The 16978-nt window shown below is 42.1% G+C and carries 16 protein-coding genes; 10 read left to right on the top strand and 6 right to left on the bottom strand.

Going from position 1 to position 16978, the window contains the following annotated elements; translation table 11 throughout:
* Positions 1 to 150 precede the first annotated feature (150 nt).
* Positions 151 to 1353: a sensor histidine kinase gene (locus tag ABD894_RS22880; protein ID WP_345213413.1), complete on the top strand. Its 1203-nt coding sequence runs from the start codon at positions 151 to 153 to the stop codon at positions 1351 to 1353.
* Positions 1343 to 1852: a DinB family protein gene (locus ABD894_RS22875; RefSeq protein ID WP_345213412.1), complete on the top strand. Its 510-nt coding sequence runs from the start codon at positions 1343 to 1345 to the stop codon at positions 1850 to 1852. Before ABD894_RS22880 ends, ABD894_RS22875 begins: the two co-directional genes overlap by 11 nt.
* Here the strand turns inward: ABD894_RS22875 and ABD894_RS22870 are convergent, their stop codons facing one another.
* Both ABD894_RS22870 and ABD894_RS22865 read right to left on the bottom strand, forming a co-directional pair.
* Positions 1853 to 2530 carry a hypothetical protein gene (locus ABD894_RS22870; RefSeq protein WP_345213411.1) on the bottom strand — a complete coding sequence of 226 codons (678 nt, stop codon included), beginning with the start codon at positions 2528 to 2530 and terminating at the stop codon, positions 1853 to 1855.
* A gap of 118 nt (positions 2531 to 2648) precedes the next feature.
* The gene (locus ABD894_RS22865; protein WP_345213410.1) at positions 2649 to 3008 is read right to left on the bottom strand and encodes a DUF6249 domain-containing protein; all 360 of its coding nucleotides are present in this window, start codon (positions 3006 to 3008) and stop codon (positions 2649 to 2651) included.
* Positions 3009 to 3200: 192 nt separating this feature from the next.
* On the opposite strand from ABD894_RS22865, the gene ABD894_RS22860 reads away from it, so the two are divergent.
* The 7 genes from ABD894_RS22860 to ABD894_RS22830 all read left to right on the top strand — a co-directional run bounded on the left by ABD894_RS22860 (position 3201) and on the right by ABD894_RS22830 (position 9411).
* Positions 3201 to 3845 (top strand): Pr6Pr family membrane protein, encoded by a 645-nt coding sequence (locus tag ABD894_RS22860; RefSeq protein ID WP_345213409.1) that lies wholly within the window; start codon positions 3201 to 3203, stop codon positions 3843 to 3845.
* A 75-nt stretch (positions 3846 to 3920) separates the two neighbouring features.
* A complete protein-coding gene (locus tag ABD894_RS22855; protein ID WP_345213408.1) occupies positions 3921 to 4502 on the top strand; it encodes an RNA polymerase sigma factor in 582 nt (193 codons plus the stop codon).
* Positions 4499 to 5008 (top strand): anti-sigma factor, encoded by a 510-nt coding sequence (locus ABD894_RS22850; protein WP_345213407.1) that lies wholly within the window; start codon positions 4499 to 4501, stop codon positions 5006 to 5008. Before ABD894_RS22855 ends, ABD894_RS22850 begins: the two co-directional genes overlap by 4 nt.
* A 350-nt stretch (positions 5009 to 5358) precedes the next feature.
* Positions 5359 to 6717, top strand: a complete 1359-nt coding sequence (locus ABD894_RS22845) for a hypothetical protein (protein ID WP_345213406.1) — start codon at positions 5359 to 5361, stop codon at positions 6715 to 6717.
* 117 nt (positions 6718 to 6834) lie between these two features.
* Positions 6835 to 7689, top strand: coding sequence for a DUF2911 domain-containing protein (locus ABD894_RS22840; protein ID WP_345213405.1), 855 nt, complete (start codon positions 6835 to 6837; stop codon positions 7687 to 7689).
* A 516-nt stretch (positions 7690 to 8205) separates the two neighbouring features.
* Positions 8206 to 8751 carry a peroxiredoxin gene (locus tag ABD894_RS22835; protein WP_345213404.1) on the top strand — a complete coding sequence of 182 codons (546 nt, stop codon included), beginning with the start codon at positions 8206 to 8208 and terminating at the stop codon, positions 8749 to 8751.
* A gap of 75 nt (positions 8752 to 8826) precedes the next feature.
* Positions 8827 to 9411 carry a carboxymuconolactone decarboxylase family protein gene (locus ABD894_RS22830; protein ID WP_345213403.1) on the top strand — a complete coding sequence of 195 codons (585 nt, stop codon included), beginning with the start codon at positions 8827 to 8829 and terminating at the stop codon, positions 9409 to 9411.
* Positions 9412 to 9669: 258 nt separating this feature from the next.
* Here ABD894_RS22830 and ABD894_RS22825 read toward each other — a convergent pair whose 3' ends face one another.
* Genes ABD894_RS22825 through ABD894_RS22810 form a run of 4 tightly spaced genes read right to left on the bottom strand, consistent with a single transcriptional unit; the run spans position 9670 to position 14286 of the window.
* Entirely contained in the window at positions 9670 to 11211 is a 1542-nt protein-coding gene (locus ABD894_RS22825; protein ID WP_345213402.1) for a DHA2 family efflux MFS transporter permease subunit, read from the bottom strand.
* A gap of 2 nt (positions 11212 to 11213) precedes the next feature.
* Positions 11214 to 12272: an HlyD family secretion protein gene (locus ABD894_RS22820; protein WP_345213401.1), complete on the bottom strand. Its 1059-nt coding sequence runs from the start codon at positions 12270 to 12272 to the stop codon at positions 11214 to 11216.
* A gap of 21 nt (positions 12273 to 12293) precedes the next feature.
* Complete coding sequence (locus tag ABD894_RS22815; RefSeq protein WP_345213400.1) at positions 12294 to 13655, bottom strand: TolC family protein; 1362 nt, start codon at positions 13653 to 13655, stop codon at positions 12294 to 12296.
* Positions 13639 to 14286, bottom strand: a complete 648-nt coding sequence (locus ABD894_RS22810) for a TetR/AcrR family transcriptional regulator (RefSeq protein ID WP_345213399.1) — start codon at positions 14284 to 14286, stop codon at positions 13639 to 13641. Before ABD894_RS22810 ends, ABD894_RS22815 begins: the two co-directional genes overlap by 17 nt.
* A 202-nt stretch (positions 14287 to 14488) precedes the next feature.
* Between ABD894_RS22810 and ABD894_RS22805 the strand changes: the two genes are divergently transcribed.
* Positions 14489 to 16945 carry a PIG-L family deacetylase gene (locus tag ABD894_RS22805; protein ID WP_345213398.1) on the top strand — a complete coding sequence of 819 codons (2457 nt, stop codon included), beginning with the start codon at positions 14489 to 14491 and terminating at the stop codon, positions 16943 to 16945.
* The last annotated feature ends 33 nt before the right edge of the window (positions 16946 to 16978 follow it).

The raw sequence follows: 16978 nt of genomic DNA, 5'->3' as shown, positions 1-16978 counted from the left end.
CCTAAATACAACAATCTCTGTTTAACTCCGTGCAAACCTCTGTGTACTTTGTGGTTAAATCTAAACCCACACAATCAATACCCTCTCCCAACGTTAAATGTAAAAAATTCGCACTTTCCTACTTTATTAGTACTTTGGGCAGGTTATTATATGAATCCATATCAACAGAAACGGCGCTGGAAATATTTGCTGCTTGCCTTTGCGGTAGTTATTGCCAGCGGCTCATTACTATACACCAAGTACCTGGTAAAAAATATCGCCAAATCTGAGCGAACTCGTGCGCAGGTATGGGCGCTAAGCATGAGGCAGGTGCTCTCATCGGACGATAACGATTTTCTGAACTACGTTTTTGCCGTGCGCGACAGCCTTACGGTACCCGCCATAGTAGTTGACGACAAGGGCGAGTTCCGTTACACCAAAGGCCTCGATACTACCAAAACCTTTGAAGCCCTGGCCGCCGAAGGTAACAAAGCGCTCACTTACGATACTACCTATTTTAAAACGGAGCTGTCGTATATGAAAGAGCAGCATGCCCCCATTAAGCTCAATATTTTCGATTCGCAATGGCTGGTTTATTATAAAGATTCGGCTTTGCTTACCCAGCTTAAATTCTTCCCTTACATACAACTTTCTGTTATCGCCATCTTTCTGCTGACGGCTTATACGGCATTCAGTTCGTCGCGCAAATCAGAACAGAACCAGGTTTGGGTAGGTTTGGCTAAAGAAACAGCTCACCAGTTGGGTACGCCAATATCATCGTTAATGGCCTGGATTGAGCTGATGAAGGACAAGTTTAACGCAGAGAACGACCCGCTGATAGCCGAAATGGAGAACGATGTAAAACGGCTGGAAATAGTGGCCGACAGGTTCTCGAAAATTGGCTCGCGCCCGATACTGGAAGACCATTTGGTTTTTGATGTGGTGAAAGATTTTATGGACTATTTCCGGGTGCGGGTGAGCGACCGTATCTCGTTTGAAATGTCGGGTGATATGCAGGCCCGTGCAGGGTTGAACATTCCGCTGTTTGACTGGGTACTTGAAAACCTGATGAAGAACGCCGTTAACGCCATACAGGATAAAGGCAGCATTAAGGTTGAAATATCAGAAAACAAGGTTAAAAAGCAAGTATATATTGATGTGTCAGATACCGGTAAAGGTATCCCGCGTTCCAAATTCGATACTGTGTTTCAACCGGGTTACACTACCCGTAAACGCGGCTGGGGCCTGGGGCTGTCGCTTACCAAGCGTATGGTGGAGAACTACCATAACGGACAAATATTTGTACGCGACTCGGAGGTTGGCAAGGGTACTACCTTCAGGATTGTATTGAAAGCAATGAAAAATGATGACTAAACCACAACCATCAGAATATGCCGCGCCGCATGCCGGCTATGTACAATTAATTGGCGATGAGGATGTATTTGCAGTATTAAGCACGCAGCAGCAGATAAGTTACGATCTGTTTACCGGCTTAAGCGAAGAGCAAGCAAACTACGCCTATGCCGAAGGTAAATGGAACTTTAAACAAGTGGCCGGGCACATGATAGATACCGAACGGGTGTTTTCGTATCGCCTGCTTTGTTTCTCCCGCGAATATCAGGAGCTACCGGGTTTTGATCAGGATGTATATGTTGATAACAGCACCTTCAACAATCAATCGATACAAGACCTGGCCGAAGAATTTAAGCTGTTGCGAACCGCCAATCTGTACATGATAAAGGCCTTAACCGATATCCAGTTAGCAAAAAACGGAATAGCCAGTGGCTACCCCGTTTCGGTAAAAGCTTTAGTATATATGATAGCCGGACATGAGCGGCACCATCTTAATATTTTAAAAGAGCGGTACCTGTAATTAGTTATTCCATTTGTTACGCCTCCAGCCTTCGCCGTTTGCTTTAATAGATGTATATACAACAAACTCCGCATCAACAGGCTTATCTTTATACGTGCTTGGTAACCATTGCACATTAAATTTAGTGTCATTAATGTTGAACTTTTGTTTTTCAACCTTTCCATTTGCTGTTTTATAGCTAACCGTGTATTTAGCAGTGCCATCGGCAGATACATAGGCCGTAATTTCGGCATCAATGTTACCGGCATCCACGTTCATGGCATATATTTTACTTGATGCCAGTGCCACAAAATAATCAATGGGGCAGAGTGGCAATGGTGCCGACGCGTTTTTTTGCATATCTGCATCACCATTTAAAATATTAATAGATACATCTTTAAGATCAGCATCATTTACATACAGTAATTTTTTCTGATCAAAATTATAACGCATAGTAAGTTGATTTTGAGCATTAAAAAAGTACCATGTGCCATTACGCTCATCTGCTTTGTAATGCCCTTGCACCCATAAACCCTTATTTTTAAGATTTTTTATGGCATACGTACCTTCTTTTGTTTTGCCATCACTTGCTACATCATAAGTTAGCTGTGTGGTGTCGTTAAGCTTAACAGTTTTTTCAGTTTGCGCTGTGGCAGATAAGGTTGCCAGCAATGCAAAGGCAGTTAATAGGTTTTTCATGATAATGGATTTTACTATAAAGTTAACAATTGCTTTAACAATCAGCAAATTATAGTAATAACAAAAAGAGGCCTCGTTTTATCGGGAGCCTCTTTTGTTAACTTGTACTCAGGGAATGTTATTGTTTGTAATAATCTTCTTTATCAAGCACTTCTTTCTTTTCAATACGATAAGATACTACCAAACCGAGGCCGCCGAATATGGCTATCAGGCCGAAGTAAATGGCTACATTCTTTTCGCCGTCGCCATCAAACACGGTACGGTCTAAAATGTTGGCCAGGAATAAACCCAAACCCGAGCCGATTAATAATAAGCCCCATTTAAGGTATTTGTACGGTGCCGGATGTGCCTTGAAGCCACGCGGATCCATGCCACGTTCAATCATGGCCATTCTTTCTTTATTACTCAGGTAAACTATCCCGAAAACTGTTGCTAAAAGTCCTAATGCTACAAGTGTTAAAGCTATTGAGGGTTCCATAATAATATAATTTTTATAATTTGATATTTTGTTTACTAAAGCACCATTGTGGTGTATTTGTAAACTATGACCACACGTTTTTAAAACAGGTTACACCCTGTTTTGCATTTTTTTTTCAGAAAGGTATCTGATAATAAATATTACCTTTAAGTAAGTGTTTAGCATTAAACATAAAGCCTTGCATCCATCGTAATGAAATACAACCTTAAACAGCTTTATACAGCGTTAACCTCAGCCATTATATGGTTTGGCCTTGGCTTGCAGTTTTATATCTCTACCAGGCAATATATGGTTGAGGGTTATTCGTTTGCCGGTGCCTTGGTGCAAATCATCAGCTTTTTTACTATCGAAACCAATGTACTGGTTGCAGTGGCTTTAACATCGGTCTTAGCATCGCCTCAAAAATCATGGGGAAAGTATTTCTCCCGCATTTCGGTGATAACCGCCGTTACCTTATATATTGTTATTGTAGGGTTAATTTATAATACCATATTAAAAGACCTATGGCAGCCAAAAGGCCTGTTTAAACTTACCGACGATCTGCTGCATACCATTAGCCCGATATTGCTGCTGTTGTATTGGCTTATTTTTGTACCCAAGCAGCATATAGCGTGGCGGCAAATGTTACCATGGCTTATATTTCCTTTTGTGTATTTTATATACAGCCTCATCAGGGGAGCTATAACGGGTGGTTATCCTTACGGCTTTATTGATGCCGCTAAGTTGGGCTATCAGCAGATAGCTATAAATTCGGTAATCGTGTTAATATTATTTTTGGTGATAGGCAGCTTTTTCGTACTCATTACAAAGTTCGCGGGTCGAACTAACAGGGCATAAAAATAAATATGCCTTAAAAATTAAAAAGGCTGTAACCTGTATTGTAAAAGCGGCGTCAGAGAGGTTGTATTATATATGCAGAGCAAGCTTTCAGATATCGAATTAATTGAGCACACCCTTGGCGGCGACCAATCGGCTTATGCCGACCTGGTAAAACGTCATCAGCGGTTTGTGTTTACACTGGCTATGCGCTTTGCTAAAAACCGTGAGGATGCCGAGGAGATTGCGCAGGATTGCTTTGTAAAAGCTTATCGCTCTCTGCAAGCTTTTCAGGGGCAGGCAAAATTCAGCACATGGTTGTATAGCATAGTTTATACTACAGCCATGACATTTTTGCGCAAAAAGCGCGTGGATACCACATCCATAGATGACGAAATGACATGCGTGCAAATAGAAAATAAACCATCGGCTTACGATGCACATAATATTGAGAACAAATCGCGGTCATATTACCTGAATATGGCCATTGAGCAGCTTTTACCGGATGATGCCGCCATTATAACCTTGTTTTACAAAGGCGAACAATCATTGGAGGAAATAGCCCAAACTTTGGGCATGGAAGCCAATACGGTGAAGGTAAAACTATTCAGGGCGCGGCAGCGTTTGAAAGAACGACTGGAGCGTGATTTAAAACATGAAGCTAAAGAACTGATATGAATAGCATAGAAGAAAAACTTTGGAACTACATTGATGGCAACTGCACTCCCGAAGAGCAGCAAGCCATTAGTTTGCTGATTGAGCAGAATGAGGCTTACCGCAATACTTATAACGAATTGCTGGTTTTAAATGCAGAAATGGCTACTATAGAACTGGATGAACCGCCTATGGCCTTCACCTATAATGTACTGGAGCAAATACGTGCCGAGCAGGCGCATAAGCCATTAAAAGCCGCTATTGATAAACGCATTATTACGGGCATTGCGGCTTTCTTTTTAATAAGCATAGGAGTGCTGGTGATCTACATGCTAACGCAGATCAACTGGACAAGCGACAGTACCGGCTGGCGCATCCCCGAAATAAAAGCGCCGGAATTGAAAGCGCCCGACCTGAAAAATGTTTTCTCAGGCACTATAGTACAAAGCATTTTATTTGTTGATACCGTGCTGGGCCTTTTCCTGTTTGATGGTTGGCTGCGCAGACGCAATATGCCAAAAACAGCTTAAAGTGTTCATATATGTGTATAGAAATGCCAACAGTGAGCAAATTTGTACATATAAATTGTTTAATATTATAAACACCGTTAAGCTAAAAAGCGCTGTAATTTATGATTAAAGACATATTTACCATAACATTTAGTTTGGTACAGTAATTGTAATACATATTACGAACTGGTAAACTTACCGGTTTAATTGTGATAAGGTTTAGGTTGAAAGTCCCCCGGAGCAAGTCTGGGGGGCTTTTTATTTTTTAAGGGAATTTCAGTCGGTTTATTCTGAATTAAAACAGTTGATATAATAGAGCCGTTCGCATTTCGTTATATTCGTAAATCCTAACCAGTAATCACAATAACCCAATGAACACGCATTTTCGTTTCTTATTCACCGTTGTTATTATATGGCTTTCAGCTACGGCAAAAAATTGCTTAGCGCAGCCCGAAATTAAACTGAATGATATTACTAAGTTTTCTCTTAACACCGAGGGAGGAGGACTAAGCGGTAGTGTAAGAAAACTGGAGGTTGTAAAGCAAAACAACATTTGGAAATGCTATCAAACCAAACTGGTCGACTGGAAACATAACGATTCAACAAGAACATTTATCAAAAACATTCCCGAAGATAAATTAAATCTATTGCTGAAAATTATCGCGGTTGAGGATACCTCCCTGCATATCTCTTCTTTTAATATAAATACTGCCGAGCTAATAAAAGCGATTGACAGTTTAAAATCCGGCCCCAAAAATGAAGCTATAACTATGCACCCTGCGCAGAGAGCTGAGTTTATTAAGGCTTTGCAAAATGACTCCATAGTAAAAACGGCATTTGAAAAAGAAATAAAACCCCTTTTTCTGGATGATAGAACTTACTATAGTATTACTATTACAACAAATAACAATACAGAATTCACCATCCATGTTTTAAGCTTTGCCGAGCCCTATTATTTGCCGTGGTATATCAATAATAAAAAGAACTATAATCCTAATATTACCATTTTATATGAGTTTATATCCGGAAATGATGAATCTATAGCATGGGAAAGAGAGCGTTTGAATTTAAGGATATGCACGCAAATTTATCGCAACCAATTTCTAACTCCCTTTAATTGGGATGATTTTAAAAATGAACAACCTGCATTATTTCGTTTACTTAACAAAAACATTACGCCGATCTATCTCCGTAAATCTGCCGAGGGGTTTGTTGGGCGCTTTAAATCTGAAAAACTGCCGGCATATGCAAAGTTTCATGCCTTTATTAAAAAAGATGACGAGTTATCGGTAAATCAAATCAACAGGTACCAGGATACGCTCATTAAATTGTTTAAAAAGCCTAATTTTCTCTTTAAATATTTAGAAGGCAAACCTAATACGAATATCACCTTCGGGGATATTAACATGGGGGTCTTCGGGGCTGATTACTTTAAGGTCATCAGAAAGTTTTATGTGGGTATAGATCAATTTGACTATAAAGAAACCCATATGATACAAGTATTCGATGGCAAAAAATTCTTTTCGAGATGGCTGCTATTACCTGATAACACATTGCTGTTATTAAGTTACAGAGGCACATGCGAAGACATAGATTGGGTTAAACGCCTTGCCATTGATTCGCTTACGCTTACTAAGCAATTAGCCACGGCTACAAGGGAGGTAGGCGTTTTATTTAATAGCACAGGCAAGGTATTGCACAATTATGGCAACGTAGCATCTGTTAATTGAATACAATAATTATTTCATCTCTTCATTTACTTTTCATGTCGCAACATTAATTTGGCGCTTGCTTTTAAAAATCTATTGCAATTGATAACTTCGTATAAATTCGTACAGCTGAACCACATGAAAAAAAGGATAATTAATGTTATGGTCGCCATACTTTGCGTATGCGCGTTAAACTCTTATGCGCAGCAGCAACCGCGCATCCCCGAAGCAAGTTCTACACAAACCATTATACAAGATTTTGGCTTAGGTAAAATAAGTCTTACGTACTCGCGCCCCAATGTTAAAGGGCGCAAAATATTTGGCGGCATACAGCCTTATGGCGAAGTGTGGCGCACAGGCGCTAACGCGGCTACCACCATCACCTTTAGCGAAGAAGTTTTAGTAGCCGGCAATAAAGTAGCGGCGGGCACTTATTCGTTGTTCACTATTCCCGGAGCTACCGAGTGGACTGTGATCCTCAACAAAACGGCTAAACAATGGGGCGCTTATACCTACAAGCAAGAAGATGATGTAGTGAGGTTTAAAGTTGCGCCCATTAAATTGCAGGAAAAACGCGAAACCTTTACCATCGCTTTCGCTAACGTAACCACCAAAACTGCCGAACTGTATTTACTGTGGGATTATACTGCCGTAGCCATTAAACTGGCCACCAATGATGATGCGCAGATCACCGCTAATATTGATGAGCTGATGAAAGGACCTAAAAAGCCATACTTTAACGCTATTCAGTATTACTACGAAAACGACAAAGACCTCAACAAAGCACTTGTTTGGGTAGCCGAAGCCGAAAAAGCCGAACCTAAAGGCCCATGGTTTAAATTATGGAAAGCCCGTATCCTGTTAAAACAAGGCAATAAAAAAGGCGCCATAGCTGCCGCTAACGAAGGTATAAAACTGGCAAAAGCAAGTAATGACGACGAATATGTTCGTTTGAACCAGAATGTGCTTGATCAGGCTACTGAAGAGAAATAAATTTTGGATAGGCGAGAGATTAATTCTTTTCACCAGTCTTTTTTAATAGCCCTGAGCGATATCTAAGCTCGCATATTTAAATCCTTGCCATGCAAAATGATATATCCGTTTTGCATGGCAGGAGATTTTAATCTAACCCTCCTCCTTCGGGTATTATCTTCCGAAGTACAAAGCAGAAATTGCTTCAATAAATTTTCTTGAATTTTTAATGTGCAGAAGTTATATGAGGTGGCGAGATATGACTAAAGGTTCAGATAATTACAGATAGCCTAAAAGCACACCTGCAACTCACAACTTTCAACCCACAACTCCCACCCCAACTTATTGTACATCATACACTTGCAAAATTTTTAACAGAAGCCACCATTCAATACAAACCCCCGTCTGAAAAATCGTTTTATCCTATAAAACTTTCATCAAATTATAGATAAAATTTATAAGCTATAAATTATTAGTATAAACAGAAGTGTTGCAAAAGCTTATCTTTGCATTATAAATAAAAACCAAGACTACGATATGATAACCATAGGACAAAAATTCCCATCATTTTCAAAAACAGCTGTTACCAGCTTAGAAAAAGGCAAAGAGTTTGAAACTTTAACTTCAGATTATTTAACCAACGAGGATAACGTTTGGACAACTATCTTCTGGTGGCCTAAAGATTTTACTTTTGTTTGCCCTACTGAAATTGCTGAATTCAACAAAAACTTCAGTGAGTTCCGCGACCGCGACACTCGTTTAATTGGTGCTTCTACCGATTCTGAATTTGTTCACTTAGCATGGAGAAACAACCACGATGATCTTCGTGACCTTAAATTCCCGATGCTGGCTGACACTTCAAAATCATTAGCTGAAGACCTGGGTATTTTAGAGCCTACTGAAAAAATCGCTTACCGTGCTACTTTCATTATCGACCCACAAGGTATTGTACGTTGGGTATGTGTTAACGACCTGAGCGTTGGCCGTAACGTTAAAGAAGTTTTACGTGTATTAGACGGTTTACAAACTGACGAACTTTGCCCTTGCAACTGGGAAAAAGGTCAGGAAACTCTTACAGTATAATTAACGACCTCTATAATTATCCCCGTATTGTTGAATAATGCGGGGATTTTTTGTACACTTTTATTTGAATATAACATGAGCGAAAGCAAAGAAATAATAGGCGAAATAGTACAGGCTTTAGGCCTGGGAGCTGATTACACTACCGATAGCCTTACCCTGTTAGAGAACGGCGAATCGCGCTACCTGCGCGATTTGAAGCTGAACTTTACCAGTACACTTACGTCAGAACACCTGAGCACTAAAGAATGTGCCTTAACCGGCCTTAGCATTGCGGTGAACAACAACAATAAACCGCTTACCAACTATTACACCAAATATGCTGAAGAGCAGGGCGCAACTGCGGCAGAAATTGCCGAAGCGGTTGGTTGCGCGTCGTTACTGGCATCAAACAATGTTTTTTACCGTTTCAGGCACTTCACCCAAAAAGAGAAATATACCCAAATACCTGCCCGTATCCGCATGCAATTGATGATGAAACCGGTAACAGGTAAAGAGTTCTTTGAGCTGTTGAGCCTTGCCGTATCAGCAGTGAACGGCTGCGAAATGTGTGTGAACGCGCACGAGGATTCGCTGATTAAACTGGGCACTACCGAAGAACGCATTTTTGATGCGGTTCGCATAGCATCACTGGTTACCGCTACAGGTAAAGTGATCTATTAATTAATTTTTAAATACCCCTAATTAATACCCAAAAGGCCCTTATCGCGAGATTCGGGCCTTTTTTATTAATAATGTGTTATGTTACTAACAAAAGTTGTGTTTGTAACATAAAATATTTTAATTTTATAGCAAGATTAAACCAATCCCTTATTCATTTTTGTAAACGGACTATGCTTAAGGGCTGGTGAACTAAATTTTAATTGTTAATTTTTTTGGGGAAGCCGTTCCGTAAGTAGTTACAGGAACGGCTTTTATTATTTAGTGAGAGTCGGTAACAGCCTTCAATTTCTTAAATGGCTGTAAGTATAACAGGGGTATTGAGAATAACATTACCAAGCCTGAGATCCAGTAAGCATCATCATAAGTAAGCAATAACGTTTGCTTGATGATAGTACCTTCAATAGCCTTATAAGCCATCTGCGTAGCATCAAGTACCGATGATCCTTTAGCCACAAAACCGGCTGTAAGCTCTTTTAAGCGCGTTACAAATGCAGGATCGTACTGGTTAATGTTAGTTAACAAGTTACTGCGATGTTGTCCCTGCCTGATGTGGATAATGGTAGTAAGTGCTGCAATACCGAATGAACCGCCTAACTGGCGCATCATGTTATTTAAGCCCGAACCTTGTCCAATCTCCGGCCCTTTCAAGTCGGCCATTGCCAGGGTAGTAAGCGGCACGAATAACAGTGCCATACCTACGCCACGAATCAGTAATGGTACCAATACGTCCTTTTCGCCGGTTGCCAGTGTTGAGTTGCTCAACATCCAGGTAAATACAAAGAACAGGAACATACCTATAGTTGCCATAAATTGCGCCGGAATACCCTTATTAAGCATTCGGCCAATGAAAGGCATCATTACAATGGTACATAAACCACCGGGGAACAATAGCTCACCTGTTTGCTGCGCGTTAAAGCCCAGCAGGTTTTGGCAAAATACCGGGAAAACGAACACCGAACCATATAAACCAAAGCCCAATATAAACGAGGTGAACATACCTACCGCAAAACTACGGTGCCGCATAATGCTGAAGTTCACAATAGGGTGGTCGGTACTCATTTCGCGCCAGATGAACAGGATGGTACCCAATACCGCAGATATGGTAAGTACGATGATGTAAGTTTTGGCAAACCAGTCTTCACTTTCACCTTTTTCCAATATGGTTTGTAAACTACCAACTGCTACCGCGAGCAAAACAATTCCCCACCAGTCGACGGGTCGCCCGACCACTTTCGGCGTCTCCCGAATAAAAGTATAGGCCAGGAATGCTGCAAGCGCGCCTACCGGAATGTTCACATAAAATATCCATGACCATGAAGTGTGCTCGGTGATATAACCACCAATAGTAGGGCCTACTGTTGGCCCTACTACCGCGCCTAAACCGAACAGCGCTGTTGCTGTACCAATTTGTTCGCGCGGCCAGGTTTCTATCAATATAGCCTGTGATGTTGATATCAAACCACCGCCCGCAATACCCTGTAGTATCCGGAAGGCAACCAGCTCATTCAGCGTGGTAGCATTACCGCATAAAAACGAGGCGATAGTGAACACAATGATGGACGTGATAAAGTAATTCTTACGGCCGAAGGTATCGCCCAACCAGCCCGACATGGGCAGGATGATTACGTTAGCCACTGCATATCCGGTTACCACCCAGGCAATATCCTCAAGCGTTGCGCCAAGGTTACCTTGTATGTGTGGTATGGCCACGTTTACAATGGTGGTATCAATAAGCTCAAGCAACGAGGCCGTGATCACCGTAAAGGTGATAATCCATTTTTTAAAGCCTGTTTCAGCCATGATTAATCTTTTATATTAACAGATACGTTAACGCTCATGCCCGGGCGTAACTTCTCTAATTGTTCTTTAGTACCGTTTATTTTAATTTTAACAGGGATACGTTGTACTACTTTAACAAAGTTACCCGTAGCGTTATCCGGTGGCAGTAAAGAGAATTTAGCACCTGTAGCAGGCGAAAAATTGTATACTGTACCTTCCAGTTTCATATCAGGGTAGGCATCTACCTCAATATCCACCTTTTGGTTATTGCGGATCTTATCCAACTGGGTTTCTTTAAAGTTGGCGGTTACGTATAAGCTGTTATCATTAACTATAGCAAACAGCGTTTGGCCCGGTTGTACCAGCTGACCTACCTGTACGTTCTTTTTAGCGGCTAAACCACTTGCAGGCGATTTAACATCGGTATAAGTTAATTGCAGTTTAGCGTAATCAACATCAGCCTGGCGCTGGGTAACACCGGTGTTGGTTACCTTTAACTGGCTGCGGGTAGTACCTACCTGCTCAACAGCGGCTTTATACTGATCTTGCGCGGCACGGTAAGTAGCAACGGCTACATCCAAATCAGATTTTGCCTGATCGAATTGTTGCTGGGTTACTGATCCGTCTTTTACCAGGTCGGCATAACGCGCGTAATCTTTCTTCACTTTCTCTAACCTTGCAGCGGCTGAGGCAACCTGTGCCCTCGCGCTTGATGAGGTAGCGGCAGTAGCATAAATTTGTGATTGACCAACGTTGATACCCGCGTTAGCACCTTGTTGGGCGGCTTGTGCCTGCTCAACCTTCACTTTAAAGTCGCGGTCGTCAATTTTTACCAATAGCTGGTTTTTGTTAACGTGGGTGTTTTCTTCAAACAAAATGCTATCTACATAACCGCCTACACGGGCAACTACCGGGCTTATGTCGGCATCAATTTGCGCGTCATCGGTATCCTCGTGTTTGCTAAAGTATATGTATTCTTTTATACCAAAAATCAATCCTCCTATAAGCACTACTCCTAATATAATAGGAATAACTTTTGATTTCTTTTTGGTTGTTTCCTGAGTTTCTGTTTCTTGTGCCATTATCGTGGTATTGTTATTTTTTTATTGTTTATTAATTTTTCCGGTTGATTTCAATAGAGTGTAGTAAGCTAAGCCTGCATCTGCCTTGGCCAATTCTAAATTAATTTCGGCCTGGTAAAGCAAGGTTTGCGCATCGGCACGGTCAACGGCTGATGATATATTGCTCTTATACTTTGATTCTAAAATTTTGTTGTTCTCAGTAGCCTGCGCTATTGATGTTTGCAGCAGTTTTATCTTATCTATAGCAGCCTGGTAGTTCTGATAGTTTTGGTTCACTTCGTTCTTTATACGATCCGCCGTGATACCTCTGCTTATATCTACCTGCTCGCGTTCAATTTTCGCTTCGGTTTCCTTGTTCTTGTTGGTCCAAAGTGCGCCGAAATTCCATGACGCGGTTAAGCCTACTGATATAGGGGTAATGAAGTTGCCCGATTTTGGCAGCGGGTTAGCATTCGCGTCAATATAATACGCGCTTGCAGCAGCCGCTAATGTTGGCGACAGGTTAGCTTTTACATTTTTGATGTTGATATCGGCTACTTTAGCACGTAAGTCTGTTTGCCTTAATTCGGGGCGGTTAACCAGCGCGGTATCAATGTAACCTGCCAATATGCCTACCGGTTTATCATCATCGTTTAACTGATCGATTTTTAGCTGGGTAGTTTCAGGCAAGCCTAATAATATGTTAAGGTTGTAGTTAACAATCTTACGGTTGCTTTCCAAATCGATACCGTTCAGTTCCACATTGGCGCGTTGCAGTTGAAATTGCAATACATCATTCTTGGTAACTAAACCCTGGTCGAAAAAGCGTTTGGCCTGTTTAATTTGCTGATCAATGGTCGCTAAGTTTTGCTCAACTACTTTTTTGCTCTGTAATACCTTATATAGATTGTAGTAAGAGTTAATTACATCGTAAACTATCTGATCCTGATCGTTCACCGCATCAAGGCGCGATACCTGGGCCAGTAACTCGGTAGACTGACGCGCGTACTTGAACTTACCGCCCGAAAATATGGTTTGGCTTAATGATACCGTACCAAGGTAAGCATCGGCATGTGCCGGTAACCTTAATGTTTCTTCGCCTAAAACCAATTTGTTGGCAGGTATTTGCGCACGGTTGTAACCAAAGTTTACTTTACCGGTTGGCAGTGATTCATCTTTGGCTTGCTCGTACTGTGAAATAGCCTGGTCAATTTTTGATTGTGAAAGCTTTAAAACTTTACTGTTTTTAATACCCAGGTCAACAGCTTCGTTGAGGGTGAGCACCTTATCCTGCGCGTTTGCCGTGGTGGTAAGAAACAGCGCGATAAGCGATGCTATAATGGCATAGATGAATAGTTCTCTATGCAAAAAGTGGGGATTGGTTGTGTTATTTTGAGTTGTCATTATCGTTTAGTAAATACACTTTTAAGAGGGTTTTGAGGTAGTTTTTTATGCGTGGTTTTAATTCTTCGTCCATATATTTAATATCGCTTACATCATTACCTAACAGTTTTGATGCTAATTGCGACGAATTGCTGATATAATTTTTGGTGCCGAATATGGTAGCTATGGCCATTTCAATATCGATATCCTTACGGAAAACGCCGGTTGCTACACCTTCAACAAATATCTTCTTGAACTCCAATACATTAACCATTAATATATCGGTTAGTTTTTCGCTAAGCGGGCCTGTTTTATTGATAGATACCTCGCGGGTGATGAGCCGTTGAAAACAGTTGTTTACGACTACTTTATTAATAAAGGTATCAATACACATTTGCAGCTTATCCCATGCCGACATGTTTTCGTCGTTGCCGATGTTTTGCAGCATGTTTTGGAACGATGCTATCTTGCGTTCGAATACCGCTAGGAACAGACCTTCTTTTGAACCGAAATAATAATTAAGCATGGCCATGTTCACACCCGCCTCACCGGAGATCAGCCTGGTTGATGCTCCGTCAAAGCCCACATCCGAGAATATCCTTTCGGCTACGTCGAGTATGTGGTCTTTTTTATCTGATTTTTCCTTGTCCATTTTGTAATTGCTGAACAAAATTAATCAATCGATTAATTAAATACGCGTAATTGAAATGTCATGAAACGTAAGTAATTGATTATCAATATTAAAAAGTTAATCAATCGATTAATTAATAACCTGTTAATGTCAATTTTACATAGTTTCTTCATTTTATTGTTACATATTAACAAGGGCGGCATACTTTATATATTTTTGCCGCATGAAACGGGCTAAACTAATTGCTGCATTGCTACTTACATGCGGCCGTATATTCGCGCAGTCGGCACCGCCGGCAGATGAGGCAACCATTAAACAGGATTTGAAAAAGCTGAACGTATTAGGAAGTGTACTATATGTAGCCGCCCACCCTGATGACGAGAATACCCGTTTACTGGCTTACCTGGCCAACGAAAAACATTACCGCACCGGTTACCTCTCGCTCACCCGTGGCGATGGCGGCCAAAACCTGATAGGTAACGAGCAAAGTGAATTGTTAGGATTGATACGCACGCAGGAGCTTTTAGCCGCCCGCCGTGTGGATGGTGCCGAACAATTTTTTACCCGTGCCAATGATTTCGGTTTTTCAAAGAATCCCGAGGAAACGCTGAAGATATGGGACAAAGAAAAGGTGCTGGGCGATGTAGTGTGGGTGATACGCAAGTTCAGGCCCGATGTAATGATATGTCGTTTCCCTACCACCGGCGAGGGTGGGCACGGGCACCATACCACTTCGGCCATTTTAGCCCAAGAAGCCTTTAGCGCCGCTGCCGACCCAAAACGTTTTCCCGAACAATTAAAATATGTACAGGTATGGCAGGCCAAACGCCTGCTGTGGAATACCTTCAACTTTGGCAGTACCAATACCACGGCACCCGATCAGTTCAGGATTGACGTAGGTGTATATAACCCACTTTTAGGTAAAGGCTATGGCGAAATAGCTGCCGAAAGCCGGTCGAACCATAAATCGCAGGGCTTTGGCGCTGCTAAACAACGCGGCCAATCATTCGAGTATTTTAAAACCATATTGGGCGATGCCCCCAAAGCGGACCTGATGGACGGTGTAGATACCGGCTGGGGAAGGGTAAAAGCTCCGGCATTAAGTACGGAAGTAACCACTATACAAAAAGCGCTGGATGGCGAGCATCCCGAAAGATCGGTACCGGCACTGATAAAACTATACGACAAGGTTGAAAATATCAAAGATGCCTACTGGCAGCAGCAAAAAACCAACGAATTAAAAGAAGTGATTGCCGCCTGCGCGGGATTATGGTTTGAAAGCTACGCGCTCGACCCTACTTATGCCGTTGGCGATGTAATGCGGGTTAATTCACAAATTATTAACCGGGTTGATAGTAACATTAAACTGGCTAACATTGGCATACAACAAAGCATTGTTGGTTTCAGAGGCGGCGTGGCTTTGCCTAAAAATCAGATGAAAAGCTTTGAAAGTTCGCCGGTTGCCACGCAGCTTACACAGCCTTACTGGCTTGCCGCTCCGCATGGTATTGGCATGTATACTTTACCGGCAGATACCCTGGCAGGTAACCCCGAAAACCCTGAACCGCCAAAAGTAACTTTCGACTTTTTGATAAACGGCCGCGATCTGCAATATGAACGTACCGTGTTATATAAATATACCGATCCGGTACGTGGTGAGGTTTATCAGCCTATTGAGATAGCGCCCATTGTTACCGCCAATATAGCTGATAAGGTATACGTGTTTAATACTCAACAGCCCCAAACCCTGCAAATAAAACTGAAAAGCTTTACCAATGCAACGGGCAGCATCAGCCTGAAACCTGTAGCAGGGTGGAAGATCAGCCCGGAAAAGGTTGATTTTGCAGGCAAGCACAAAGGCGATGAATGGACTGCTTTGTTTACAGTTACACCGTTAAGCAACAAATCGAGCGTGAGCGCTTTGGACGCCGCTGTTGAAGCCAATGGCAAGGCCTTTTCGCAAGGGATCCTCCGGATAAAATATGAGCATATCCCCAATATCACTCTATTCCCCCCGGCACAAACCCGTTTGGTGAACATCGACCTTAAAACCGCAGGCAAAAATATAGGCTACATCGTAGGCGCGGGCGACCAGATGCCCGATGCTTTGCGCCAGGTAGGCTACAATGTGCACCTGCTTACCGAAAGCGAGATCATGAATACCGACCTATCTGCCTATGATGCCATTGTTACCGGTGTGCGTGCCTATAACGTGAACGACAGGTTAGTTTACGAACAGCCCGCCCTGCTTAACTATGTTAAAAACGGCGGTAACCTGGTGGTGCAGTACAATAATAACAATGGTTTGGTAACCAGTCAGATCGGTCCGTACCCATTTCGCCCGGTTAACCAGCGTGTTACCGAGGAGGATGCCAAAGTAACCATTACCGATGCGCAAAACCCGGTGCTGAACTATCCTAACAAAATTACCGATGCCGATTTCAGCAACTGGATACAGGAGCGCGGGCTGTACTTTGTAAGCGACATCGACCCGCAATACAAAACCCCGCTGCAAATGCACGACACCAACGAAGGCCCCAATAATGGCTCGCTGATAGTGGCCGATTATGGCAAAGGCCGCTTTGTGTATACCTCGCTGGCCTTCTTCAGGGAGCTGCCCACCGGTGTACCGGGCGCGTACAGGTTATTCATTAACCTATTGAGCAAACCGAAAAGTTAAGAAGGATATATATCTTAGTAAGGGGCGGTGATA

The organism is Mucilaginibacter gynuensis, from assembly GCF_039541195.1.
GTDB classification, from domain to species: domain Bacteria; phylum Bacteroidota; class Bacteroidia; order Sphingobacteriales; family Sphingobacteriaceae; genus Mucilaginibacter; species Mucilaginibacter gynuensis.
This window is presented reverse-complemented; position numbering and strand designations above follow the sequence as displayed.

Bases quoted from the DNA above. Each gene is read 5' to 3' on its own strand.
- ABD894_RS22820 (WP_345213401.1), bottom strand. From the start codon at position 12,272: ATGGCACAAGAAACAGAAACTCAGGAAACAACCAAAAAGAAATCAAAA.
- ABD894_RS22855 (WP_345213408.1), top strand. From the start codon at position 3,921: ATGCAGAGCAAGCTTTCAGATATCGAATTAATTGAGCACACCCTTGGC.
- ABD894_RS22865 (WP_345213410.1), bottom strand. From the start codon at position 3,008: ATGGAACCCTCAATAGCTTTAACACTTGTAGCATTAGGACTTTTAGCA.
- ABD894_RS22810 (WP_345213399.1), bottom strand. From the start codon at position 14,286: ATGGACAAGGAAAAATCAGATAAAAAAGACCACATACTCGACGTAGCC.
- ABD894_RS22815 (WP_345213400.1), bottom strand. From the start codon at position 13,655: ATGACAACTCAAAATAACACAACCAATCCCCACTTTTTGCATAGAGAA.
- ABD894_RS22880 (WP_345213413.1), top strand. From the start codon at position 151: ATGAATCCATATCAACAGAAACGGCGCTGGAAATATTTGCTGCTTGCC.
- ABD894_RS22875 (WP_345213412.1), top strand. From the start codon at position 1,343: ATGATGACTAAACCACAACCATCAGAATATGCCGCGCCGCATGCCGGC.
- ABD894_RS22835 (WP_345213404.1), top strand. From the start codon at position 8,206: ATGATAACCATAGGACAAAAATTCCCATCATTTTCAAAAACAGCTGTT.
- ABD894_RS22830 (WP_345213403.1), top strand. From the start codon at position 8,827: ATGAGCGAAAGCAAAGAAATAATAGGCGAAATAGTACAGGCTTTAGGC.
- ABD894_RS22825 (WP_345213402.1), bottom strand. From the start codon at position 11,211: ATGGCTGAAACAGGCTTTAAAAAATGGATTATCACCTTTACGGTGATC.
- ABD894_RS22805 (WP_345213398.1), top strand. From the start codon at position 14,489: ATGAAACGGGCTAAACTAATTGCTGCATTGCTACTTACATGCGGCCGT.
- ABD894_RS22850 (WP_345213407.1), top strand. From the start codon at position 4,499: ATGAATAGCATAGAAGAAAAACTTTGGAACTACATTGATGGCAACTGC.
- ABD894_RS22860 (WP_345213409.1), top strand. From the start codon at position 3,201: ATGAAATACAACCTTAAACAGCTTTATACAGCGTTAACCTCAGCCATT.
- ABD894_RS22840 (WP_345213405.1), top strand. From the start codon at position 6,835: ATGAAAAAAAGGATAATTAATGTTATGGTCGCCATACTTTGCGTATGC.
- ABD894_RS22870 (WP_345213411.1), bottom strand. From the start codon at position 2,530: ATGAAAAACCTATTAACTGCCTTTGCATTGCTGGCAACCTTATCTGCC.
- ABD894_RS22845 (WP_345213406.1), top strand. From the start codon at position 5,359: ATGAACACGCATTTTCGTTTCTTATTCACCGTTGTTATTATATGGCTT.